At 73.5% G+C, this 22,150-nt stretch carries 19 protein-coding genes; 8 read left to right on the top strand and 11 right to left on the bottom strand.

The features are described from left to right. The first annotated feature begins 29 nt into the window (after positions 1–29). A complete protein-coding gene (locus tag FB388_RS00895) occupies positions 30–893 on the top strand; it encodes an NAD(P)-dependent oxidoreductase (RefSeq protein WP_281290370.1) in 864 nt (287 codons plus the stop codon). Between the two features lie 83 nt (positions 894–976). Beyond that, positions 977–2,440 carry an MDR family MFS transporter gene (locus FB388_RS00890; RefSeq protein ID WP_142095645.1) on the top strand — a complete coding sequence of 488 codons (1,464 nt, stop codon included), beginning with the start codon at positions 977–979 and terminating at the stop codon, positions 2,438–2,440. On the opposite strand, the gene FB388_RS00885 is transcribed toward FB388_RS00890, so the two are convergent. Genes FB388_RS00885 through FB388_RS00875 form a run of 3 tightly spaced genes read right to left on the bottom strand, consistent with a single transcriptional unit; the run spans position 2,437 to position 4,809 of the window. After that, positions 2,437–3,264 carry a spermidine synthase gene (locus FB388_RS00885; protein WP_211361704.1) on the bottom strand — a complete coding sequence of 276 codons (828 nt, stop codon included), beginning with the start codon at positions 3,262–3,264 and terminating at the stop codon, positions 2,437–2,439. The genes FB388_RS00890 and FB388_RS00885 overlap by 4 nt on opposite strands. Positions 3,265–3,298: 34 nt before the next feature. Beyond that, complete coding sequence (locus FB388_RS00880; RefSeq protein ID WP_211361703.1) at positions 3,299–3,763, bottom strand: DUF3291 domain-containing protein; 465 nt, start codon at positions 3,761–3,763, stop codon at positions 3,299–3,301. A gap of 17 nt (positions 3,764–3,780) precedes the next feature. Continuing rightward, the gene (locus FB388_RS00875) at positions 3,781–4,809 is read right to left on the bottom strand and encodes a methyltransferase domain-containing protein (RefSeq protein ID WP_142095641.1); all 1,029 of its coding nucleotides are present in this window, start codon (positions 4,807–4,809) and stop codon (positions 3,781–3,783) included. Between the two features lie 386 nt (positions 4,810–5,195). On the opposite strand from FB388_RS00875, the gene FB388_RS00870 reads away from it, so the two are divergent. The 3 genes from FB388_RS00870 (at position 5,196) to FB388_RS00860 (ending at position 8,052) form a co-directional block, all read left to right on the top strand. Further along, complete coding sequence (locus FB388_RS00870; RefSeq protein ID WP_142095639.1) at positions 5,196–5,936, top strand: carbonic anhydrase family protein; 741 nt, start codon at positions 5,196–5,198, stop codon at positions 5,934–5,936. A 613-nt stretch (positions 5,937–6,549) separates the two neighbouring features. Continuing rightward, the gene (locus tag FB388_RS00865) at positions 6,550–7,143 is read left to right on the top strand and encodes a VldE C-terminal domain-containing protein (protein WP_142095637.1); all 594 of its coding nucleotides are present in this window, start codon (positions 6,550–6,552) and stop codon (positions 7,141–7,143) included. 135 nt (positions 7,144–7,278) lie between these two features. Then, the gene (locus tag FB388_RS00860) at positions 7,279–8,052 is read left to right on the top strand and encodes a VldE C-terminal domain-containing protein (RefSeq protein ID WP_142095635.1); all 774 of its coding nucleotides are present in this window, start codon (positions 7,279–7,281) and stop codon (positions 8,050–8,052) included. Between the two features lie 70 nt (positions 8,053–8,122). On the opposite strand, the gene FB388_RS00855 is transcribed toward FB388_RS00860, so the two are convergent. Beyond that, positions 8,123–10,234 (bottom strand): PhoX family protein, encoded by a 2,112-nt coding sequence (locus FB388_RS00855; protein ID WP_142095633.1) that lies wholly within the window; start codon positions 10,232–10,234, stop codon positions 8,123–8,125. 376 nt (positions 10,235–10,610) lie between these two features. Here FB388_RS00855 and FB388_RS00850 point away from each other — a divergent pair, with 376 nt between their 5' ends. After that, positions 10,611–11,132: an ATP-dependent Clp protease proteolytic subunit gene (locus FB388_RS00850; RefSeq protein WP_281290403.1), complete on the top strand. Its 522-nt coding sequence runs from the start codon at positions 10,611–10,613 to the stop codon at positions 11,130–11,132. Here the strand turns inward: FB388_RS00850 and FB388_RS00845 are convergent. Next, a complete protein-coding gene (locus tag FB388_RS00845) occupies positions 11,122–13,296 on the bottom strand; it encodes a sensor histidine kinase (RefSeq protein ID WP_142095630.1) in 2,175 nt (724 codons plus the stop codon). The genes FB388_RS00850 and FB388_RS00845 overlap by 11 nt on opposite strands. 1 nt (position 13,297) lies before the next feature. Further along, complete coding sequence (locus tag FB388_RS00840) at positions 13,298–14,455, bottom strand: FIST signal transduction protein (RefSeq protein ID WP_142095627.1); 1,158 nt, start codon at positions 14,453–14,455, stop codon at positions 13,298–13,300. A 155-nt stretch (positions 14,456–14,610) separates the two neighbouring features. Here FB388_RS00840 and FB388_RS00835 point away from each other — a divergent pair, with 155 nt between their 5' ends. Then, the gene (locus FB388_RS00835; protein WP_142102412.1) at positions 14,611–15,636 is read left to right on the top strand and encodes a 6-phosphofructokinase; all 1,026 of its coding nucleotides are present in this window, start codon (positions 14,611–14,613) and stop codon (positions 15,634–15,636) included. Here the strand turns inward: FB388_RS00835 and FB388_RS00830 are convergent. The 4 genes from FB388_RS00830 to FB388_RS00815 all read right to left on the bottom strand — a co-directional run bounded on the left by FB388_RS00830 (position 15,633) and on the right by FB388_RS00815 (position 19,155). After that, the gene (locus FB388_RS00830; protein WP_142095625.1) at positions 15,633–17,030 is read right to left on the bottom strand and encodes an amidase; all 1,398 of its coding nucleotides are present in this window, start codon (positions 17,028–17,030) and stop codon (positions 15,633–15,635) included. The genes FB388_RS00835 and FB388_RS00830 overlap by 4 nt on opposite strands. Positions 17,031–17,073: 43 nt before the next feature. Further along, positions 17,074–17,673, bottom strand: coding sequence for a TetR/AcrR family transcriptional regulator (locus FB388_RS00825; protein ID WP_142095623.1), 600 nt, complete (start codon positions 17,671–17,673; stop codon positions 17,074–17,076). 22 nt (positions 17,674–17,695) lie between these two features. Continuing rightward, positions 17,696–18,331, bottom strand: a complete 636-nt coding sequence (locus tag FB388_RS00820) for a DedA family protein (RefSeq protein ID WP_170225420.1) — start codon at positions 18,329–18,331, stop codon at positions 17,696–17,698. Between the two features lie 92 nt (positions 18,332–18,423). Next, entirely contained in the window at positions 18,424–19,155 is a 732-nt protein-coding gene (locus FB388_RS00815; RefSeq protein ID WP_142095619.1) for a LuxR C-terminal-related transcriptional regulator, read from the bottom strand. A gap of 151 nt (positions 19,156–19,306) precedes the next feature. On the opposite strand from FB388_RS00815, the gene FB388_RS00810 reads away from it, so the two are divergent. Continuing rightward, complete coding sequence (locus tag FB388_RS00810) at positions 19,307–20,779, top strand: helix-turn-helix domain-containing protein (RefSeq protein WP_246121444.1); 1,473 nt, start codon at positions 19,307–19,309, stop codon at positions 20,777–20,779. Positions 20,780–20,844: 65 nt separating this feature from the next. Here FB388_RS00810 and FB388_RS00805 read toward each other — a convergent pair whose 3' ends face one another. Further along, positions 20,845–22,110 carry an erythromycin esterase family protein gene (locus FB388_RS00805; RefSeq protein WP_142095615.1) on the bottom strand — a complete coding sequence of 422 codons (1,266 nt, stop codon included), beginning with the start codon at positions 22,108–22,110 and terminating at the stop codon, positions 20,845–20,847. Positions 22,111–22,150: the final 40 nt, after the last annotated feature.

Raw genomic sequence — 22,150 nt, 5'->3', positions numbered from 1 at the left:
TTCGTAAGTGAAGGCCGAGCATCTGCCTCGTGACCGAAGACGTGACGATCATCGGGCTGGGCTCGATGGGCCGGGCGCTCGCCGGAGCGTTCCTGCAGGCCGGACACCGCACGACGGTGTGGAACCGCACCCCGGAGAAGGCCGCCCCGCTCGCGGCGCGGGGCGCGGTGCTCGCGCCCACCGTCCACGCCGCCGTGGCCGCGAGCCCGCTCGTGATCACCTGCCTCACCGGGTTCGGCGAGACCCGCAACGCACTGGAGCCGGCCACCGGCGCACTGGCGGGGCGCACGCTCGTGACGCTCAACAGCGGTGCGCCCGCGGAGGCCCGCGAGACGGCGGCGTGGGCAACCGGCCACGGCGCCCGGTTCCTGGGCGGCGCGATCAAGAACGTGCCGTCCGCCGTGGGAGCGCCGGACACCCTCCTGTACTACGGCGGCGACCGTGCCGCGTTCGACGAGCACGAGGCCACGCTGCGGGTGCTCGGCGGTGACACGGTCCACCTCGGCGACGATGCCGACCTGGCCGCGCTCTACGAGATGGCCGTCGGCTCCACGCTGCTGCCCGCGCTCGTGGGGTTCTTCCAGGGCGCTGCCGCCGTGCAGTCCCGCGGGCTCGCGGCGAGCACGCTCGTGCCGTTCACGGTCAAGTGGCTGGAGATGATCGGCTCGATCCTCCCGGCGTTCGCGCGCGAGATCGACGCCGGCGACTACGCCGACGGTCAGTCCTCGGTCGGCCTGTTCCTCGCCTCGGAGTCCTGGGACCTGGAGTTCGGCCGGGAGACCGGCGTCGACGTCTCCTGGGCGGCCCCGCTGTACGAGCTGGTGCGGCGCGCGGCCGACGCCGGGCACGCCGACCACAGCATCTCGGCCCTCACCGAGGTGCTCCGGCGGTAGTCCGCGTCCCCCGATCGCGAACTGCGTGGGACCCACCGGTCCGTGATCGGTACCGTCGAGAGGCCCGAACGACAGGAGCCTCGATGACCGGCGCATCCACCGGCCGCCCGGATGCCGAACCGACCGAACCGACCGAACCGACCGCAGAGCGGACCGCCGCGGCGGCCGGCGCCTCCCTCGTGATCTGGCTGCTGGTCGGCTCCGCGTTCGTCATGATCCTCAACGAGACGATCATGAGCGTCGCCCTTCCCGCTCTGATCGCCGACCTGCACATCACGGTCAGCACCGCGCAGTGGCTCACCAGCGGCTTCCTGCTGACGATGGCCGTGGTCATCCCGATCACCGGGTTCCTGCTGCAGCGGTTCCCGCCCCGGCGGGTCTACCTCGCGTCGATGCTGCTGTTCAGCGCGGGCACGCTGGTCAGCGCGCTCGCACCCGGCTTCCCGATGCTGCTCGCCGGCCGGATCGTGCAGGCCACCGGCACCGCCGTGATGGTCCCGCTGCTCATGACCACCGTGCTGCGCCTGGTGCCCGCCGAGCGCAGGGGCGCCACGATGGGCACGATCACGATCGTGATCGCCGTCGCGCCCGCGGTGGGCCCGACGCTCTCCGGCCTGATCCTCAGCACGCTGGGCTGGCGGTTCATGTTCTGGATCGTGCTGCCGATCGCCCTGATCGCCCTCGCAGCCGGCGCCAGGTGGCTGCAGGTGGCGGCCGAGGTGCGCCCGGTCCCCCTCGACCTCGGGTCGGTCGCGCTGTCGGCCCTCGGGTTCGGTGGCCTCGTGTTCGGGCTGACCGGGGTGGGCGAGTCGGCCCGCGGGCACGCGCTGGTCACGCCCTGGATCCCGACCGTGGTCGGCCTCGTGGCACTTGCGTTGTTCGTGGCCCGCCAGCTGCGCCTGCAGCGCGACGGCAACGCGCTGCTGGACCTGCGGCCACTCGGGCACCGGCCGTTCGTCATCTCGATGGTGCTCGTCGTGCTCAGCATGATGTCGCTCTTCGGCGTCCTGATCCTGCTGCCGCTCTACCTGCAGGACGTGCTGCACGTCAGCGCGTTCGTCACGGGGCTGGCGGTGCTGCCCGGCGGGCTCGCGATGGGGCTGCTGGGTCCCGTGGTCGGACGCCTCTACGACCGGCTGGGCGCACGGACGCTCGTCATCCCGGGGGCGGCGGTGCTGACGGTCGCCCTCTGGGCGTTCACCACGCTCCGCGCGGGCTCGCCGCTGTGGACGATCATCGCGTTCCACGTCGTGCTCGTGCTCGGGATCTCGCTGATGCTCACCCCGCTCATGACCGACGCGCTCGGCCGGCTGCCCGGGCACCTCGACTCCCACGGCAGCGCGATCATGGCGACCCTCCAGCAGGTGGCGGGTGCGGCCGGCACCGCTCTGTTCATCACCGTCATGGCGGTGGCGTCGACGGAGGGCACGATGGGCACGGACGTGGCGGGCGCGCGGGCCGCGTTCATGGTGGCGGCGGTCATCGCGACGGTGGCCCTCCCACTGACCTTCCTCGTCGGGGGGCGCAAGGAGACAGCGGCGGCCTAGCGCCCCGGCTCGAACGTCCCGGCCGGTGGGAGGGGTGAGGCGGCCGCGGCGGCGTCGTGCACGGGACGGGCGCCGCCTCGGAACCTGTCGAGCTCCGGCCCGTGCAGCAGCCGGCCGGAGGACCGGTCGCCCGCGGCGCGGGCCGTGAGGAGGTCGACCGGCAGTGGGTTGCGGCTCCCGACGAGGAGCAGGTTCCCGAACCTGCGCCCGCGCAGCACCGCCGGGTCGGCGACGAGGCAGGTGTGCGGGAACACCGCCTGCAGCGTGGCCACCTGGCCGCGGGCGAATGCGAGCGCGCCGCCGTCGGTGAGGTTGGCCGCGTACGTCGCCGTCGGTGCCAGCACCTCCGCGACGGCCTCCAGGAACTCGGTGGAGACGAGGTGCGCCGGCGTGCGGGCACCGGCGAACACGTCCAGGACGACGAGGTCGAACGCGTCGCGCAGCCGGCCGACGACCTCCCGCGCGTCGCCGGTGCGCACCCGCACCCGCCACGAGCGGTCGAGGGGCAGCTCCCGGCGCACGAGCTCCACCAGCGCCCCGTCCAGCTCGACGACCTGCTGACCCGACCGCGGCCGGGTGGCCGCCACGTAGCGGGCGAGCGTGAACGCGCCGCCGCCCATGTGCAGCACGCGCATCGGCCGCCTCGGCGGTGCCGCGAGGTCGACGACGTGCCCGAGCCTGCGGACGTAGTCGAACTCCAGGTGCGTCGGGTCGTCCAGGTCCACGTGCGACTGCGGCGTGCCGTCGAGCAGCAGCGTCCAGCCGCGCCTGCGCTCCGGGTCGGGGCGCAGCTCGGCAGCGCCGCTGTCCACCTGCGCCCGCACGCCCCGATCGTTCCCCCGCCGGCCCGCCACGGGGTCAGTATCGGCGGCGCACCCGGCGACCGTCGGGGTGGAACCGCCTGCGCAGGGAGAAGGCCCGCGGGGTGGGGCCGTACGTGCGCAGGTGCCGCAGCCTCCGGAGCGCCTCGTCCACGGTGGGAGTGGTCCCCGCCGGCACCCACCACAGCGCCGTCGACGGTTGCGGCGTGGCCGCGAACCAGCGGGTCTTCCGCTTGAGGAAGCCGGCGTGGGGGCTCCGGTAGGTGAACTCGTGCAGTGCGTCGTAGTCGCGCCAGACCGTCAGGTTGACGAAGACCGGGCCGCCCTCGGCGGGCTGCACGCACACGCCGTGGCCGCCGTCGACGTGCAGCTGCCAGACGAAGCCCGGGCTCGTGTGGGCGAGCCGGTGGATCGGGCCGACCCCCGCCACGAACTCGCGCATCGCCGGGTCGTCCATCGGAGCACGCAGCCGCGCCACGTTGACCTGGGCGAGCTGGTGCACCGCCACCAGGGTAGGCGCTACCCCGACGCGAGGACGGCCACGACCGGGTGGGCACCGAACAGGCTGACCGGGAGCACTCGCTCCACCACCAGCCCGGCCGGCGCGCACGGCTCCGGCAGCAGCGCCACGACCCTCCCTGCGGGCGCGAGCACCCGGCGGACCTCCCGCCACAGCCGGTCCGGACCGCCCGCGAGGCACCCGCGCGGCCGCACCTGGCGCGCCCACGGCGGGTTCACCACCACCCGGTCGACGGCTCCGTCGGCCAGCGGCAGCGCGCCCGCGTCGGCCAGCGCCCAGATGACGCCGGCGCCGCGCCCGTTCGCGACGGAAGCGGCAAGGGCGGCCGGGTCCGCGTCCGACCCGAGCACCCGGGCGGCGGTCCCGGCCAGCGCGGCCTCGACCGCGATCGTGCCGGCGCCGCAGCACGGGTCGAGCAGCACCTTCCCGGGGCCCGCGAGCCGCAGCATCGCGGCCGCGAGCGGCGGGTGCAGCGTGCCCGGCACCGACGCGGCCTTGTAGGACCTGCGGTGCAGCGGCCGCGCCGGGATGCGCAGCGCCACCGTCGCGCGGTCGTCGACAACGGTGACCCGCCAGCTCGACCCGCCTTCCGGCGGCCGGACCCCACCGCGCCGCGAGCGGTACGGCAGCCCGAGCCTGCGGGAGAGCACCGCGCCCGCGGCGTCCTCCAGGTCGTAGCGGTTGAAGGCGCGGCGACCGAGCACGGACGCCGACACGTCGATCGTCCCCGCCCCGGGCGGACCGCCGCAGCCTTCCCTGTCCCGCAGGACACGGTCCAGGTCGGCGGCGGCCACCGCGTACCGCAGCCGGTCCAGGCCGGCCCGCGCCCGGCCGATCCCGTCCGCCTCGGTGGCCACCACGAAGACGTCGTCGGCCGTGGTGAGACCCAGCACGGCCGGGTCGGCCCGCGCTGTGAAACGCACCTCGCGGTGCCCCACCGCCCGTACCGTGCCCAACCCGCCGACCTCATCGGCCAGCACTTCCTCGACACCCCGCACGCACCGCGCCACCAGGCGCGCCGCCGTCATCGAACGGCGGCACGACCGGGACGCGCAGCGGCGGGGCCGACGCGCAGAGCAGCGCGCGGCATCGATCCACCATCCCCACGTCGCGACCCGGGACGGCATGGCGCCGTCCCGCATCACCGGCGGCGGGGAGCCCCGGACGCCGCCGGTGGGTCAGCGACGTCGGAAGAACGTGAACACGGGGCGAAGCTAGATCATGCGCAGCGGCCGCGCACCCGGTTTGCGGGCCGATGGGGGAGGCGGTCCGACGTTGTCGGCGGCGTTCAGCCGGACGGTGGACAGGCCGCCCGGCGCCGTCACGCGCGGTTGGTGATCCCGCTGGAAGCCGTCTCGATCACCCATACTAATGTCACTCGCCCGAGTGATGCATACAGTATGGAAACGGGCAAATGGATCTTTCACGGCGAACCGTCCTCCTCGGCGTACCGGCGCTCGCCGCCACGGCGCTGATCACCCCGGCGGCAGCCGCCGCAGAGCCCCACCAGAGTCCGATCCACATCCGCTCCCGCGACGCCGTCACCGCGCGCGACCTGCCCGCACTCGAGGTCGACTACCCGCGGCAGGTCGACCTGCGGGTGCACTACGTGCGCAAGGACGAGAAGGACCCGGCCGGGTGCTCCGTGCGCGGCCACGAGGAGGTGGTGCAGGCCGACGTACCGGCGGGCGCGGCCGGCATCCGGCTCGGCGGCACCCGCTACGAGCTGGTGCAGTTCCACTTCCACACCCCCGCCGAGCACCAGCTCGACTGGAACCGCTTCCCCCTGGAACAGCACTGGGTGCACCGCGGCCCGAACGGGGAGACGCTCGTGATCGGCCTGTTCCTCGCCCCCGGCGGGACCGGCGGCACGGTGCAGGACGCGGTGCTCGGCGGCCTCCCCGAGGAGTGCGGCCCCGATCGCCAGGTCACCGGCGACCTCGTGGCCGCGCTCCCGCGAGACCTCTCGACGTTCCGCTACGAGGGTTCGCTGACCACCGACCCGTACAGCGAGCCCGTGTCGTGGCTCGTACTGGCGAGGCACGGGAAGGCGGCGGCCACGAACGCCAAGGCCTACCGGCGCCTGTTCCCGGAGGGCGACGCGCGCGAGCCGCAGCCCCTCAACGGCCGAGTGGTGCAGTACCGGCCCCAGTAGCCCGGGCGCAACCCCTGCAGCAGCGCCCAGCCGGTGTGAGGGCGATGCCGACACGTAGCCGTCACCCTCCCGGCTCACCCGCACACCGAGATCTGCGCTGACACACCGACTGGAGTCGGTGTGCGGCGGCAGAAGTCGGTGTGCGAGCCAACCCTGCGCAGGGCCGACCGACCACCGGTGCCCGCTCCCCCGAACGGGGCAGGAGGAGCGCCGCTCATCGCTCCGGGGCGCGCTCTCGTCCGATCCAACAGGCGGCTGACGTGCAACGATCTCGGAGGTTGCTTACGTTCCCTCTCGGATCAATGACGGCAAGGTCACGAAAAGGACACGGGACTCCCCACCCGCCGGCACCCCCCGAAGCCGGACGTCCTTACCGGGCCGTCGATCCGGAAGGCAGGTCGTGGCTCGGCATCGCTCCCCCCGGGGCCGAGGCGCGCACCAGCACCCGCTCGCGGTGGTCCCCCGCCGCCGACGAGCGAGTGCGAGCGCGCTCCGGTCCGTACCGACCCCGCTGAGGCGGGGTGCCGCCGCCGTCGCCGTAACCGGCAGCGCTTTCTCGCTGGTCGGCGGCGCAGCACCCGAACGTCCGGAAATCCGCCCCGACGCGGCCGTCGTGCCCGTCGTCCAGGCGAGCCCGGAGGACGACCCGGTCACCGAGGTCTTCGAGACGGCGGTCCAGCCGATCGACCCGGAGCCGGAGATCGCCGACGCCGCCGGGCTCGTGAAGGCCGCGCAGCTGGCGGAGCAGGAGATCGCGCGGGCGGCCGAGCAGGCCGCAGCCGAGGCCAAGGCCGCTGCGGAGCGCGCCGCGGCCGAGGCGGTGCGCGGACCGGTGGACTGCGGCATCAGCCTGGGCGGCCTCGGCGCCGTCAAGTCCAACGTGCGCACGGCGGCCCAGCAGCTCGGCTGCACCTTCGGCGAGCCGGCCATGCACGGCGTCGCAGGCCGCGCTGGTACGTCCGACCACCCCGGCGGCCTCGCCGTCGACTTCATGGTCGACCGGGCGACCGGCGACCGGCTCGCGGCCTGCGCGCTGGAGAACATGGGTCCCCTCGGCGTCAAGTACGTGATCTGGCGGCAGCGCATCAACTTCGGCGATGGCTGGAAGCCGATGGAGGACCGGGGCGGCGCCACCGCCAACCACTTCGACCACGTCCACATCTCGTTCCAGCGCGGCGCCGGCGGTGGCACGTTGCGCGGCTGCTGAGACACGCAGGGTGATGGGTGGTTTCGGTCCGTGACCGATCCGCTATCGTCTGCGCCGGACCGACACGCGGCTCGACTCCCCTGCGGGCAGATCTCCCAGTAGCCCGCACGGGTCGCGCGGTCCGGAAGGCAGGTCGTGTCTCGGCACCGCTCCCCCGGCGGCCGGAACGCGCACCAGCGGCCCGTCGTGAACGCGGCCGCGCTCCCCGGTGCGCAGGCCCCTCAGCCGGCGCGCCACCGCGCCCAGCGCGAGTCGGCCGTGCGCAACGGGATGGCCGCGGCCGCAGCAGCCGGCGGCGCCCTCGTCGTCACCGTCCCCGCGATGAGCGGCCCGGCGGTCGTCCCCGACGACACGTACGTGCGGTCCGTGGCCGCCGAGACCGACGACGTGCGGATGATCGCGAGCATCGTCCCGGTGAGCGCCACCCAGGAGCCGGAACCGCTCGAGGTCGACGTCGCCGGCCTGGTGAAGGGCGCAGGCCTGTACGAGGAGGCGCGCGCTCTCGAGGAACGGCGCGCGGCCGCGAACTGCGACGCCGACCTGAGCGACCTCGGCCCCGTCAAGCCGTGGGTCCGGGCCGCGGCCCGCTTCCTGTCCTGCATCTACGACGAGCGCGACCTGATCGGCGTGGCTGGGCGCAGCCGCCACTCCGACCACCCCACAGGGCTCGCGCTCGACCTCATGGTCCGGGGCGACAAGGGCGACCGGATCGCCAGGTGCGCCCTCGCCAACCAGGAGGAGCTCGGCGTCGAGTACGTGATCTGGAAGCAGCGGATCAACTACGGCGACGGCTGGGAGCGCATGCAGGACCGCGGTGGGATCACCGAGAACCACTACGACCACGTGCACATCTCGTTCAAGCGAGGAGCCGGGGGCGACGGCGCCCCGCTGGTCGAGCGCTGCAGCTGAGCCCCGGGAAGGTCAGGAAAGCCACTTTGCTGTCCTCCAGGGTCAGCAAAGTGGCTTTCCTGACCTTCGCCTACGCCCCGATCCTCCCCGGCTGCCCCGCCCGGCCAGTGCGCCAGATGTTCACCACGGACGGGCGCGGCTGGCTGCCGGGGCCGTCGGGCCAGACGCTCTTCGGTGCGTCGGGGCTGGCGTCGTCGAGGTCGCCGGGGTGTTGCGGCGAGATCAGCACGAAGTTCTCCGTGACGACCGGGCCGCAGCACTCGGCACCCACCGGCACGCTCGCGAAGAGGGTGGTCCGCCCGCGCGTCTCCCCCTCGAGCGAGACGCCGTAGAGGCCGTCGTTGATCTTCAGGGCCTCGCCGGAGTCGGTGGAGATCCAGAGGTTGCCGTATGGGTCGAAGGCGAGGTTGTCCGGTGACGTGATCGGGCTGACCTGGCTCTTGTCGAACCCGCCGAAGTAGGTGTTCGGGTCGTTCGGGTCGCCGCACACCAGCAGGATCGACCAGCCGAACGCCGTGGCGGTCGGGTCGTTCCCCTCCTCGATCAGCTCGATGACGTGCCCGTGCTTGTTGTCCACGCGCGGGTTCGCCTCGTCGGGGCCTGCCGTGCGCTTGGCGTCGGCCTTGCCGCGGTCGGAGTTGTTGGTGAGCGCCAGGTAGACGTTGCCGGTGCGCGGGTTGGCCTCGACGTCCTCGGGCCGGTCCATCTTGGTGGCACCGGCCTTGTCGGCGGCCTCCCGGGTGAAGACGTAGACCTCGGCTGCGGTCATGCCGTCGACGAAGGACCGGTCACCGGCTGCGAGGCGGATCCACTCGCCGCTCCCGTCGAACGTGCCGTCGGCGGGGAGCCTTCCGCTGCCGTCGATCTCCCCGGCGGGGCTCGACCCGCTGAACCGCGCGACGTAGAGCGTGCCGCGGCTGAGCAGCGTGCGGTTGTGCTCGCGGGCGGCCCGGGTCTGGCCCTCCATCATCGGCTCGTCGGAGACGTACTTGTAGACGTAGTCGAACCGCTCGTCGTCGCCCATGTACGCGACCACGCGACGGTCGGCGGCGAGCCGGATGGTGGCGCCCTCGTGCTTGATGCGGCCGAGCGCGGTGTGCTTGACGGGCGGGGCGGCCGGGTCGAGCGGGTCGACCTCGACCACCCAGCCGAAGCGGTTGACCTCGTTGGGCTCGCGCGTCACGTCGAAGCGGGGGTCGAACCGCTCCCACAGCCGTTCGGTCGCCTCCTTCGACACGCCGTACCGGGCGAGGCGGGCGGCCGCGACCGGCTCGGTGACCCCGGCCGCGTTGGCGAAGTACCCGTTGAAGTTCTCCTCGCCGGACAGGAACGTGCCCCACGGCGTGACGCCGCCCGAGCAGTTGTTGAACGTGCCGAGCACGCGGGTGCCGGTGGGGTCGCCGGACGTGCGCAGCCACTCCGACCCGGCGGCCGGCCCGTCGAGCACGAACTCCGATGCACCGGTGTAGCGGCGGTTGTACTGCGCTTCGGGAGTTTGGGGGTCCAGCACCGGCGTGATCCGCCCGGTGCCGCGGTCGCGCTCCACGACGACGACGGTCAGCCCGTGTGCCGCCAGGGCGATGCGGTACTGCTCCTCGGTGGGGTTGGCCGCGTCGTAGCCGCGGAACATGAGCGGCTCGATCGTGTACTCGTGGTTCGAGAACATCACGTACCGCTCGCCGGGGCCGGGCAGCGGCAGCAGCCCGCAGAAGTCGTTGTTGTAGCCGAACTGGGCGGCCTGCGCCTCCGCGGTCTGGTTGTCGAAGTCGAACGCGGGCGCGCCGGGCACGACCGGGTCGCCCCAGCGGATCACGACGTTGCTCTCGTAGCCGGGCGGCAGGGTGATCGCGTCGGCGGTGTTGGGCGCGACCGGCTCGAAGTCGAGCCCGCGCGGGGCGCTCGGCGCGGCGGCGGCGCCCTCGTTCTCGGCGCCGGGCGAGCACGCCGCGGTGGCGGTGGTGGCGCCCGCGGCGAGGGTCAGGACGGCGCCGGCTCGCAGCACTCCGCGACGGCTGAACGCTCGCGCCAGCATGTCGCCGAAGTACTCGTTGTCCGAGGTGTTGGGCTCGTCGTGGGCACACGCATTGGCGCAGCGGTAGCGGCAGGTGAGGCCCTGCCGGCCACCGTGGCTCTCGGTCAGCAACGGGAGCGCGATGCGGCCGGACGGGCGCGGCTGGGCCACGTCATCCTCCAGGGGGAGTTCGGGAACGCGCCGACCTTAGGCAGTCGGGGCGAGTGCGCGATGGCGGCCAGGTGGAGCAGAGGTGAACGGGCCGAACGGCGGCGGGAGGCGTTGCTCACCCTCGGCGAACACGGCCGCCGATAGCGAACACGGCGCCCCGCGGGCCCGCGTCCGGCCTAGCTTCGGGACACCGCCGACGAGAGGATGCCCGATGCAGATCCAGAACGCCGTGCACCACCCGCGGCCCCCCGTCCCGCCGTCCTACCCACCGGAGCCGCCGCGCCGGCCGGCACCGCCGCCCGCGCAGCCTCCGCCGCCGCTGGTGGGCGGACCCGTCCTCTACGCCGCAGCCCCGCCTGCCCCCGCGAGCGACCCGGTGCTGGACCGGCTGCTCGAGGAGCGGATCGTCTTCCTCGGCCGGGAGGTCGACGACGAGATCGCCAACCGGATCACCGCGCAGCTGCTCCTGCTCGCCGCGCAGGACCCCGGGCGCGACATCACGATGTACATCAACTCGCCGGGCGGCTCGGTCACGGCGGGCATGGCCGTCTACGACACGATGCGGCTGATCCGACCGGACGTCGCCACCTGGGCCGTCGGCTTCGCCGCGTCGATGGGCCAGTTCCTGCTCACCGCGGGCACCCCGGGCAAGCGGCACGCGCTGCCGCACGCGCGCATCCTGATGCACCAGCCGTCGGCCGGCATCGGCGGCCACGCCACCGACATCGCGATCCGGGCCGGGGTCTACGGGCAGATGAAGCGCGAGATCGCCGAGATCACCGCCCGGCACACGGGCCGGACCGTCGAGACGATCACCGCGGACTCCGACCGCGACCGCTGGTTCACCGCGGCAGAGGCGCAGGCGTACGGGCTGGTGGACCACGTCGTCACGGAGTGAGGGGGAAGGTGGCGAGCAGCGACGTACCTTCCCCGGGAGGGCTGATGATCCTGAACTCGCCACCGGCCGCCTCCACCCGGTCGACGAGCCCGATCAGGCCCGATCCCTGCCCGATCTGCGCCCCGCCGATGCCGTCGTCCCGCACGACGATCCGCGCGATCCCGTTGGTCGCGGCGACGTCGATGTCCACCACGGACGCCTGCGCGTGTTTCGCCGCGTTGGTGAGCGCCTCCGACACGACGTAGTAGGCGGGCACCTCGACCCGCTCCGGTAGGCGGTCCGGGACGTGCATGTTGAGCGTCGTGGGCACGGCGGAGCGGCGGGCGAGCGAGCGGAGCGCGTACGCGAGGCCGCCTTCGGACAGGATCGCCGGGTGCAGGCCCCGGGAGATCTCGCGGAGCTCTTCGAGCACCGCGGTCAGGCCGTCCACGATCCGCCCGATCTTCGCGGGCAGGTCGGGCGGGTCGGCGGGCGCCATCGACTCCGCCTCCCGCAGCGCGAGTGCCAGCGACACGAGCCCCTGCTGGACCCCGTCGTGCAGGTTCCGCTCGAGCCGTCGCCTTGCCTCGTCCGATGCGGCCACGACCCGCGCCCTCGACGCGGTGAGCTGCTCACGGGCGTCCGCGTTGGAGATCGCGATCGCGATCAGGTCCGCGAACTTGGCGATGCGATCCTCCGCGTCCACGGGTAGCGCGGCGGGGGGAACGGCCTCGGCGTCGGTCGACGGCTCGCTGCGCGGTGCCGTCATCGCGGACGCGACCCCCCACAGCCGGTCGCCGATGACGATCGGGGCCCCGACCGCCGAGAAGCCGGCGCTCGGTATGACGTCGGCGATCGGTCCGGAGGCGCCGCGGTAGCTGTCCATGCGGGCGGAGCGGCCCGTGCGGAACACCTTCGCGGCGACGCTCTCGCCCTCCAGCGGCCAGTTCGAGCCGACCGGCATCGGGATGTCGAAGCGGCCGGAGCTCGCGATGACCGTCGTCGTGTCGTCGGGCTCGAAACGCAGCACGAACCCGTTGTCGACGTGTGAGATCCGGGCGATCTCATCGGCGACGCGCCGGAAGATCCGGGCGGGCTTCTCACCCTTCGCGACGAGCGTGGCCACCCGCCGCAGCGCCGCCTGCTCGTCGGCCAGCCGTACGACCTCCGCCCTGGCGTGCGCGTTCGAGATCGACGTGGCGACGAGCTGGGCGAACTCGGCGATGCGCGACTCCGCGTCCGGCGGGGGCTCGGACGCGGGCCAGCCGGCGATCATCACGCCCCACAGCTGCCCCTCGACCTCGATCGGGCTCGCCGTCGCCGAGTGGAGCCCGCACCGGGCGACGTGGTCGGCGGTCGGCCCGCCGGCCGCGAGCGATCGGCTGTTCATGCGGGTGGCGCGGCGCTCGCGGAGGACGAAGCCTGCGAGCGCGTCCCGTTCGACCGTGACCCGGGTGCCGAGCACGATCCCCTCGCCGCGGACCTCCGGGGCGGTCCACCCGGCCACCGCCGTGGCGGTATCGGCCGCGTCGTACCGGAGCATCTGCGTCATGCCCGCCCGCAGGAGCCGCCCGACCTCCTCCGTGACGCTGGCGAGGACCTCCCCGGCCGCCGGCTGGCGGGCGACGAGGGTGGCCACCCGGCGCAGCGCCGCCTGCTCGTCCGCGAGCCGCTCGAGCTGCGCCTGGTGGTCGGTGAGGGTCGCGAGCAGGTGGGCGTTCTCGTTGCTCTGCCGCTGGCTCTCCTTGCGCAGCGCGCGCTCGTCGTCGATGTAGCGGCGCATGCGGAGGGTCATCGAGGTCACGCGGGCCATCGCGTGCAGGAGCCCGAGCTCGTCGGCGCTCAGGAAGCCCGGTCCGGACCGGGCCAGGACCATGCGCGCACCGGACGGGTGCTCCAGCGGCACGACGGCGGCCGCGCAGCACCCGGATCCGGGAACCGTGAGCTCGTCGCGCTGCCCCCTGGCCACGGCGGCGAGCTCGGCGAAGGGGACGGCGTCCTCCGGGTAGCCGATGGAGGCGACGGTGGCCCCCTGCCGCGACACCATCGCCACGACCTCCGCGTCCAGCGACTCCGCGACACGCTCGACCGCGCCTGCCGCGGCCGCGGCCTCCGTGGCGAACGACGACACCGCCGCGAGGAACTCGGCGAGCTTCTGGGCGGACCAGCCAGGGGGGACCGACATGTCAGGCGACCGACAGGACGACGAGCGTCTGGTTGTGGAAGCCGATCACCCCCTGTATGCGGGCGATCTCCCCGTAGGTGTAGAAGCCCGCCACCGGCGCACCACCCGAGCACTTCATGATCTCGTCGATCTCCACGCGGATCCCCTCGTGGCCGAGCACAGGACGTCTGCCGACGCATTCGAACGCGAGCACGCCGAGCGGAGGGTCGCCCCCGAGCGCCGCGACGGCGTCCTCGCAGGCGGCGTTACCGGCCCACCGGACCGACTCGGCGTCGCCCTCCATGAGCCAGACGAGTGCGGCCTGCGGTACCTCTGCGATGCACGCGAGCGAGCGGTCGGCGAAGTCGCCACCCGCGACGAACCGGATCTCCTCCTCGCCTTCGCGGTGGCCCAGCCCGAGCGGGTGCACTAGCGCGAGCCTGGAGAGCTCCTCCTGGCTGGTGCACGCCTCGTGCGCGCCGAGGCGCTCCAGGTACACGTCGAGCGCCGGCCGACCGTTGAGCTTGTGGACCCGGTTGCCGCCGCTCGCCGTGACGAGCATCGGCTCGCCGACCCGGCGCCACCCGTGGCGCACGCCGATCCCCAGCGGCGCGTCGGAGCCGATCGCGGCCCCGACCACCGAGTCGGTCAGCACCTGGTCACCGTGCAGCTGGAACGTCCGCTCCATCTGGGCAGCGCCGGCACACCCACCGACGAGCGGCACTCCCGCCCCGAGCACCCGGTACACACCGCGCAGGATCTCCCGCTGGTCGCCCGCGAGACCGTCGGTGAGGAGCAGCAGGACTCGGTGCGGCCGCTCGTCGAGCCCGCTGATGCACCTGGCCACGGTGGCGCCCGCCGCCCGTAGGTCGTGCGACGCGGGCGTCGCAGCTGCGGTGCGGACCGAGAAGCCGTCGCCGCCGAGGGCCATGACGACGACGCTCCGCTCGCCGCTGCCGTCCGGGGCGATCTCACCGGACGTCGAGCACCCGATCAGGGGAACGCCCCCGGAACGCTCGTTGATCTGCCGGAGGACGGTGGGCGGATCGAGGGCCTCGGAGCAGAAGACGATCAGGAGCTTCGCGTCGGCGTGGACGAGCGCGCCGTCCGCCGCTCGCGTTCCGGCATCCGGCTCGGTTCCCTCGGCCTGTCCGACTCCGAGCCACCGCTGTGTGCCCATAGCCACTCCGCTTAGAGGAACCCCCTCACGCTACTCCCGGACGCGATGCACCGCGCGAGCGACAGCGGCAGCAGGTGGCGCCGTCGCGGCGAACCCGCGGTGCCGCTAGCGTGACGCACTCGCCACCTTCTGCATCGATGGAGAGGTCACGAGCCATGCGCGTCGGCGTGCTCACCGGAGGCGGGGACTGCCCCGGACTCAACGCGGTCATCCGGGCGATCGTCCGCAAGGGCGTTCCGGAGTACGGGTACTCGTTCATCGGCTTCCGCGACGGCTGGCGCGGCCCGCTCGAGGCGCTGACCCGGCCGCTCGACATCCCCAGCGTCCGCGGCATCCTGCCCCGCGGCGGCACCATCCTAGGCTCGTCGCGCACCAACCCGTTCTCCGTGGACGGCGGCGTCGAGAAGATCCGCCGCAACCTGCAGAACCTCGGCGTCGACGCCCTCATCGCGATCGGCGGTGAGGACACCCTCGGCGTCGCCACCAAGCTGCACGAGATGGGCGTCAACGTCATCGGGGTGCCCAAGACGATCGACAACGACCTGTCGGGCACCGACTACACATTCGGCTTCGACACCGCGGTCAACATCGCGACCGAGGCCATCGACCGGCTGCACACCACCGCCGAGTCGCACCACCGCGCGCTGATCGTCGAGGTGATGGGCAGGCACGCCGGCTGGATCGCACTGCACTCCGGCATGGCCGGTGGCGCCAACGCGATCCTCATCCCCGAGGTCCGCTTCGACCTCGACCAGGTCTGCAAGTGGGTGGAGTCGCGGTTCCAGCTCGACTACGCGCCGATCATCGTCGTGTCCGAGGGCGCGAAGCCCAAGGACGGCGAGGAGGTGCTGCAGAGCGGCGAGAAGGACGCGTTCGGCCACGTCCGGCTCGGCGGCATCGGCGACTGGCTGGCCCACCAGATCGAGGAGCGCACCGGCAAGGAGGCGCGCACCACGGTGCTCGGGCACGTCCAGCGCGGCGGCACCCCCACCGCCCGCGACCGCTGGCTCGCCACCCGCTTCGGGCTGCACGCGATCGACGCCGTGCACGAGGGCAAGTGGGGGCAGATGACGGCGCTGCGCGGCACCGACATCGTCACCGTGCCGCTGTCGGAGGCCACCAAGGAGCTCAAGGTCGTCGACCCGGCCCTGTACGCCGAGGCCGAGGTCTTCTTCGGTTAGGACCCGATGCGGGGCGTGCGGACCGGGGTCGCGACCGCGAGGCGGGCCGCGACCTCGCGGGCCGCGGCGAAGCAGACGTCCTCGCGATGGCGCGGGCCGATGAGCTGCACGCCGAGCGGCTGCCCGTCGACCACGCCGGTGGGGACGGCCACGGCAGGCACGCCGGCACAGGTGGTGGCCGTGCAGAGCCGCATCCCGAGCATGGCCCGCAGCCCCTGGTCGGCGTCGAACGGGTCGACGTCGAACGGGCGCTCGGTGTAGACGGGCCCGAGAACCAGCGGATAGCGCTCGGCGAACGCGTCCCAGGCCCGCATCACCCCGAACCGGGTGGCCGTCGCGGCGAGGTAGCCCTCCAGCTCGGCCGGTGGCCGCTGCGCCATCGAGAGCTCCATGTGCCGCGCCGACTCCTCGGTGAGCAGGCGCCGGATCGACGGCCAGCGGAGCCCGAACTCCGCGGTGATCAGCGTCCCGTAGGCCATCAAGGCCTCGGCGATCTGCGGCGGGTCCGCCTCCACCACCTCGTAGCCCGCATCGGTGAGCGCCCCGGCCGCCCTCGCGAGCTCGGCACGGATCTGCGGGTCGACACCGAGCCCCGCCGGGTCGGTGCACAGCGCAACACGGCGGGCCGGCGGGGCGCAGGCGGCCCTCGGCACCGTGCGCGGATCGGCCGGGTCGGGCCCGGCGAGCGCGTCGAAGGCGAGCTCCAGGTCCTCGACCGTGCGCGCGATCGGCCCGTCGACCGGGAACAGCTGCGACGCCAGCGTCGGGTCCGCCCCTCCGACGCGGTGGTCCTGGGCGATGCCGCCGTAGCTCGGCTTGAGGGCCGCCACCCCGCAGAACATCGCGGGCAGCCGCACCGACCCGCCGGAGTCGTTGCCCAGACCCAGCGGGGCCATTCCCGCCGCGACCGCCGCGCCGTCCCCGCCGCTGCTGCCACCCGGCGTCCGGATGGCCCCCCACGGGTTGCGGGTCTCCCCGAACAGCTGGCTCACCGTGGTGTTCCCGGCCAGCGCCAGGTCCGGCATGTTGCTGTGCCCGATCGGGATCGCCCCCGCGGCGCGCAGCCGACGCACCGGAGGCGCGTCCGCAGGCGCCACCGCGTCACGGAAGCGCGGCACCCCGTGCGTCGTGGGGTGGCCGGCGACGTCGATGTTCTCCTTCACGGTGAACGGCACCCCGGCCAGCGGGCCGACGTGCTCCCCGGCCCGCACCCGGGCGTCGATCCGGTCGGCGTCGGCGAGCGCCTCCTCGAACCGGACGGTTACGGCGTTCACCGCGGGGTTCACCTCGTCGATGCGCGCGAGGCACCCCTCGACAACCTCGCGCGCCGTCGCCTCACCTGCGCCGACCGCCCGGCCGATCGCGGCCGCGCTCCATCCCCAAACCTCGTCCACACGAAGAGGATACAGAACCGTATCTGGATACGACTCTGTATTTTCAGTCGCGGGTCCAGAGGCGGTCCAGCAGCGCCACCGCGTCGACGACGACGTCGGCCGGCAGGCGGTCGGGCGCGAGCATCCGTTGGAGGAGCAACCCGTCCTCCAGCGCGTGCACGATCAACGCGAGCTGCTGCGGGTCGGCGGGCGGCTCGACCCCCCGAGCGCGGAACCGGGCGGCGATGGCGTGCGCGTGCGCGTCGCGGGCCATGTCCTCGCGCTCCGCCAGGGCGGGCCGCACCTCGGGGTGCCGCAACGCGTGCAGCAGCAGCTCGAGGCGCAGCGCCAGCCACTGCTCGAGGTGCTCGGCCCGCGCGCGGTTCCACTCCCGCAGCCGCTCGTCGCCGTCCTCACCCGCGGTCAGGGCGCGCATCTCTGCCAGCTCCCGCTCGGTGCGCCGCTGCAGCAACTCGCGGACCAGCTCGTGCTTGTCGGCGAAGTTGCCGTAGAAGGCACCCCTGGTGAAGCCGGCCCGCTCGGCGATCTGCTCAACCGACGTGCCGTTCACCCCGCGCTCCGCGAACAGCTGTGCGGCCGCCTCCAGCAGCAGGTCCCGGGTGCGGGCGCGGCTCTCCTCGCGGGTCAGGCGCTTGCTCGGCACCGCGTCACGATACGGCCTGCGCTCAGGCCGCGACCGGCATCGGCACCCGCTCCACCATGGCCGGGGTGCCGGGGCGCAGGCGCCGCACCAGGCCGGCCACCGAGCCGATCGCCGTGCCGATGCCGAGGCTCACGGTGAGGGCGACGAGCGGGTCGCTGGCGAACGCGGCGCCGCCGAGGAACCCCAGCATCGCGACGTACGCGGCCGACATGGTGGCCCCGAGCGCGCTGAAGCCCAAGTACCGGCGCCCCGGGAAGCGGCTCGCGCCCGCCGCCAGCGCCGCCACCGTGCGGCCGGCGGGGATGTAGCGGGCGGTCAGCAGGATGAGGCCGCCGCGGGTCGTCAGCATGCGCTCGGCCCGGGCGAACAGCTCGGCGCGCTGCGTGCCGGCCAGCAGTCTCGTGCGCACCGCGGCTCCGAACCCCCGGCCGATCAGGAAGGCGGCGCACTCGCCCACGAACGAGCCGAGCGCGGCCGCCGCGATCACGGCCATCAGGTTCTGGCCACCCGTGGCCGCACCCACTCCGGCCGCGATGATCAAGGCCTCGCTCGGCACCATCGGCAGCAGCGCGTCCACGACGGCGAGCCCGACGATGACGAGCAGCAACCACTGAGATGCCAACGCGCTGTCCAGCAGCAGCCGCAGTCCCTCGATCACAGCACCCAGGCTAGGAACGGCACGCCTGCGGCACATCGGTCGAAAGGTCGGCTCGACCCGCAATTCGTATCAGGGTCTACCCCGAGATCGACTCAGACGATTCCCTGGCGCGTCGCGGTGTAGACGATCTCGGTGCGCCGCCGGACGTCGAGCTTGTCGCGCAGGTTCCGCACGTGGAACTTGACGGTGGCCTCGCTGATCACGAGCCGCCTGCCGATCTCCCGGTTGGACATGCCGACCGCCAGCAGCCGCAGCACCTGGTTCTCGCGCTCGGTCAGCATCGCGCCGCCGAGCCCGCGCACGGGTGGGCGGTCCTCGTCGCGCAGCACGTCGGCGACCATGGAGCCCGCGGGGCCTCCGGTGTCGAACACGCTCTCGCCGCGCAGCAGCGTGTGCACGGCGCGGACGATGTCTGCGGTGTCGGCGCCCTTGCGGACGTAGCCGTGGACGCCGAGGCGCACGGTCCGCAGCATGAGGTCCCGGTCGCGGCAGCCGGTGAGGACGAGCACCCGCACCCCGCGGTGCCGTTCGAGCAGCATCCGGGCGAGCTCGACGCCTGCGGCGTCGCCGCGGCCGAGCGCGACGTCGAGGATGACGAGATCGGGTGGGCACCGGTCGGCGATCACGAGGGCGTCGCGCGGCGTGGCGGCCTCTCCGATCACGGTCACGTGCGGGTCGGGGGCGAACAGCTGGCGCAGCCCGAAGCGGACGATTGCCTCGTCGTCCACGACGAGGATGCGGGCGGTGCGCCGGGCGGTGGTGGTGGGGGCCGTGCGTGCCGTGTCGAGGACGGCGTGGTGGTCGAGCAGGGCGTCAGCAGTCATCGGGCTCCCTCCCTGGTGGTGGTCGGGCGGGATGAGGCTAGGCAGCGAGACGTTGCCTGCACGTTGCACGCGCAACGTCTGGCGCGCTTGCTGCCCGTGCCGCCCTGGGTGATGATGGCCAGGTCCTGGGGCGATGACGCTCGGAGTGCTGATGACCATCGATAGCGTGTTCGACCCATCGGCCCACGCGCACCTGATGCACCAGGTGTTCGAGGCCGTGCTCGCCGGTGACCGGGCACCCGTCGCGCCACGCACGCTCGTCTCCGAGTCGTGGCAACGCAGTCTGGCCGCCCACATCGACCCTGACAGGCGCACGCCCCCGGTGGTCGTCGGGGAGTCCGAGATCCCCCACCTGCGCACCGCCCACCCGCTGAACGCCGTGATGCCGCTGCTGCGCAGCACGCTGGTGAGCATCGCCGACGAGGCCATGCACGTCATGCTCGTCACCGACGCCGACGGCACCATCCTCTGGCGCGAGGGCGCCGCCTCGGTGCTCAACAAGGCCGACGAGGTCGGCCTGATACCGGGCACCCGATGGAGCGAGGACGCCATCGGCACCAACGCGATGGGCACCACGCTCGCCGTGGACGCGCCGGTCACGATCCACTCGGCAGAGCACCTCGTGCGCACCTACCACGCCTGGACCTGCGCAGCAGCGCCCGTGCACGACCCGGACACCGGCACGATCCTCGGTGCCATCGACATCAGCGGGCCGCTGCACACGGTGCACCCGGCGATGAAGCAGCTGGTGTCGGCCACCGCCCAGCTCGCCGAGCACCAGCTGCGCGTACGCCTCGCCATCGAGGACGAGCGGCTGCGCGTGCGCAACATGCCCCACCTCGCGACCCTCCGGGGGCAGGCAGGCGCGCTGCTCACGCCGACCGGCCGGATCGTCGCGGGCGAGCCGTACGGCGGGTGGCCGGAGCGCGTACCGGTGCACCCGGGCGTCGAACGGGTGGTCCTGGACGACGGCCGCGAGATGGTGGTGGAGCAGCTCGCCGAGGGCTACCTGCTGCGCGCGCCCCAGCGCAGCGCCCCCGCTCCGCGGCGCTCGGCGCTGTCGCTGCGCTTCACGGGCGAGGGCGCGCCGACGGCCGTCCTCGACGGCCGGTCCGTCCCGCTGACCCTGCGCCCCGCCGAGCTGCTCACCGCGCTCGCCCTGCACCCCGACGGTCTCACCGCCGAGCAGCTCGCGCTCCTGCTCTACGGCGAGGAGGGCAACCCCACCACGGTGCGCGGCGAGGTGCTGCGCCTGCGCGGGCTCATCGGCGCCGACGTGCTGCGCACCCGCCCCTACCGGCTGGCGGCCATCGTCGACACCGACTTCCAGGCCGCGCGCCGCGCGATCCGCGACCGCCGCCCGGCCGACGCACTGCGCGCCTGCGCGGGCCCGCTGCTCCCCCGGTCGGACGCCCCCGCGATCCGGGAGCTGCGCGCCGAGCTGGAGTTCGGGCTGCGCGGCATCGTCCTTGAGAGCGGCGACGTGGACCTGCTCGCCGAGTTCGCCGCCCACCCCCTCGGCCGCGACGACCTCGAGGTCCACGACCGCCTGCTGGCGCTGCTGCCGTCGTCGGACCCCCGGCGCGGGCCGATCTCGGCCCGGCGGCGCCACCTGCTCTTCTGATCCGCGCGGCGGCTGGGGGCTGCGCAGAGTCCCTTCCCTCTGCGACGACGGTGCCGAGCGCGCAACTAGCCGGCGAACGCCTTCCGGACGTCCGCGGGTGACGCCGCGACGGCCGCCGCGTCCGGCTCTGCCGCTGTCAGGCGGGGGACGTGGATCACGGCGTCGTAGGCGGCCAGGGGGTTCTGCTCGGAGTAGAGGCGGCCGAAGCGCTGGCGGCCGGCCGCCCGGACCCGCGCGGTGTCCGTGGGCGGGAGCCGGCGCAGATCGACCGCGAACGGGCCGTCGTGGCTCGCGGCCATCAGCGCGTCGAGGCTGTCGGGATCGGGCGGCCCCATCTCGGCGAACAGCGTGCCGGCGAAGAACTCCGGCGCGTCGGCGAGCGTCGGGCCGGTCCCCGCGGTCGTGCCGATGACCACGTAGTCCGAGCCGAGGCGGTCGGCGAGGTGCATGCCCATCGACGCCTCCGCCACCCCCGGCATCGTGCAGGGGCAGCGCTGGACGTGGCCGTTGTGCGCCGGCAGGACGACCCGGCCCTCCTCCCGGTCGACGATCCACTCGACGGTGTCGGCGATCGCCGTCTCGCGGTGCATCGCGAACTGCCCACCGCGGGCCATGGCGCGGAACTGCGCGTCGATCGTGACCGTGAGGTCCATCGTGCGGAGCGCACGCGCGTACGCCTCGGCGCCGGATCGCCGCAGGTACTCGAGGCGCCGGGCGATCAGCCGCGCCCGGAGATCGGCGAGCCCCGCCGTCAGCGCGTCCCTGCGCTCGCCGGGGAGGGCGGGGTAACCGGCCATCGCCGCGGGGATCCCGAACGGCGACCCGGCCGAGAAGGCGAGCGCCGTCTCCCGGACAGCGGGATCGGGCCTGAGCTCCGGGTCGGCCTCCGCGAGGTAGGCGGTCACGGCGTCGAGTCCCGGGAGCAGGGACACGTTCGACCCGCCCAGGTCGATCCCGTAGAAGCCGACCCCTCGGTCCCGCATCCACGCCAGCAGGTCGCGTATCTCCGTCCACAGCCCGCTCAGCGACGTCAGCCCGTTCGCCATGACGTGCCCGAGCTCGCCGTCGCCGCCGCGGACCCAGCCGTCGACCAGCCACCCCTCTGCGAACCCCGACTCCATCGCGACGGCACCGAACCCGTGCCGCTCGACGAGGTAGCGCGTCAGCCGGTGCCGGAGCTGGAGGTACTCGCGGGTGTAGTGCTCGCTCTCGCCGATCGCGACCACCTTCGCGTCGCCGATCAGCTCGTCGAGCCATCCCAGGTCGTCCAGGGGCGCTTCCGGCTCCAGCGTGGAGAGCGGGATCACCCCGTCGTCGCTCAGTTCATCCATCGAGATCTCCGTTTCCAATTTTGGGAACGGTACCAGATGT

Source organism: Pseudonocardia cypriaca, from assembly GCF_006717045.1.
Lineage (GTDB): Bacteria > Actinomycetota > Actinomycetes > Mycobacteriales > Pseudonocardiaceae > Pseudonocardia > Pseudonocardia cypriaca.
The sequence above is the reverse complement of the archived record's forward strand: the minus strand, read 5'-3'. Positions and strand labels throughout refer to the sequence as shown.

Coding starts and splice junctions, on each gene's coding strand:
- FB388_RS00835 (WP_142102412.1), top strand. CDS start 14,611: ATGCGCGTCGGCGTGCTCACCGGAGGCGGGGACTGCCCCGGACTCAAC.
- FB388_RS00845 (WP_142095630.1), bottom strand. CDS start 13,296: ATGTCGGTCCCCCCTGGCTGGTCCGCCCAGAAGCTCGCCGAGTTCCTC.
- FB388_RS00805 (WP_142095615.1), bottom strand. CDS start 22,110: ATGGATGAACTGAGCGACGACGGGGTGATCCCGCTCTCCACGCTGGAG.
- FB388_RS00875 (WP_142095641.1), bottom strand. CDS start 4,809: ATGACGGCGGCGCGCCTGGTGGCGCGGTGCGTGCGGGGTGTCGAGGAA.
- FB388_RS00810 (WP_246121444.1), top strand. CDS start 19,307: ATGACCATCGATAGCGTGTTCGACCCATCGGCCCACGCGCACCTGATG.
- FB388_RS00890 (WP_142095645.1), top strand. CDS start 977: ATGACCGGCGCATCCACCGGCCGCCCGGATGCCGAACCGACCGAACCG.
- FB388_RS00870 (WP_142095639.1), top strand. CDS start 5,196: ATGGATCTTTCACGGCGAACCGTCCTCCTCGGCGTACCGGCGCTCGCC.
- FB388_RS00840 (WP_142095627.1), bottom strand. CDS start 14,455: ATGGGCACACAGCGGTGGCTCGGAGTCGGACAGGCCGAGGGAACCGAG.
- FB388_RS00815 (WP_142095619.1), bottom strand. CDS start 19,155: ATGACTGCTGACGCCCTGCTCGACCACCACGCCGTCCTCGACACGGCA.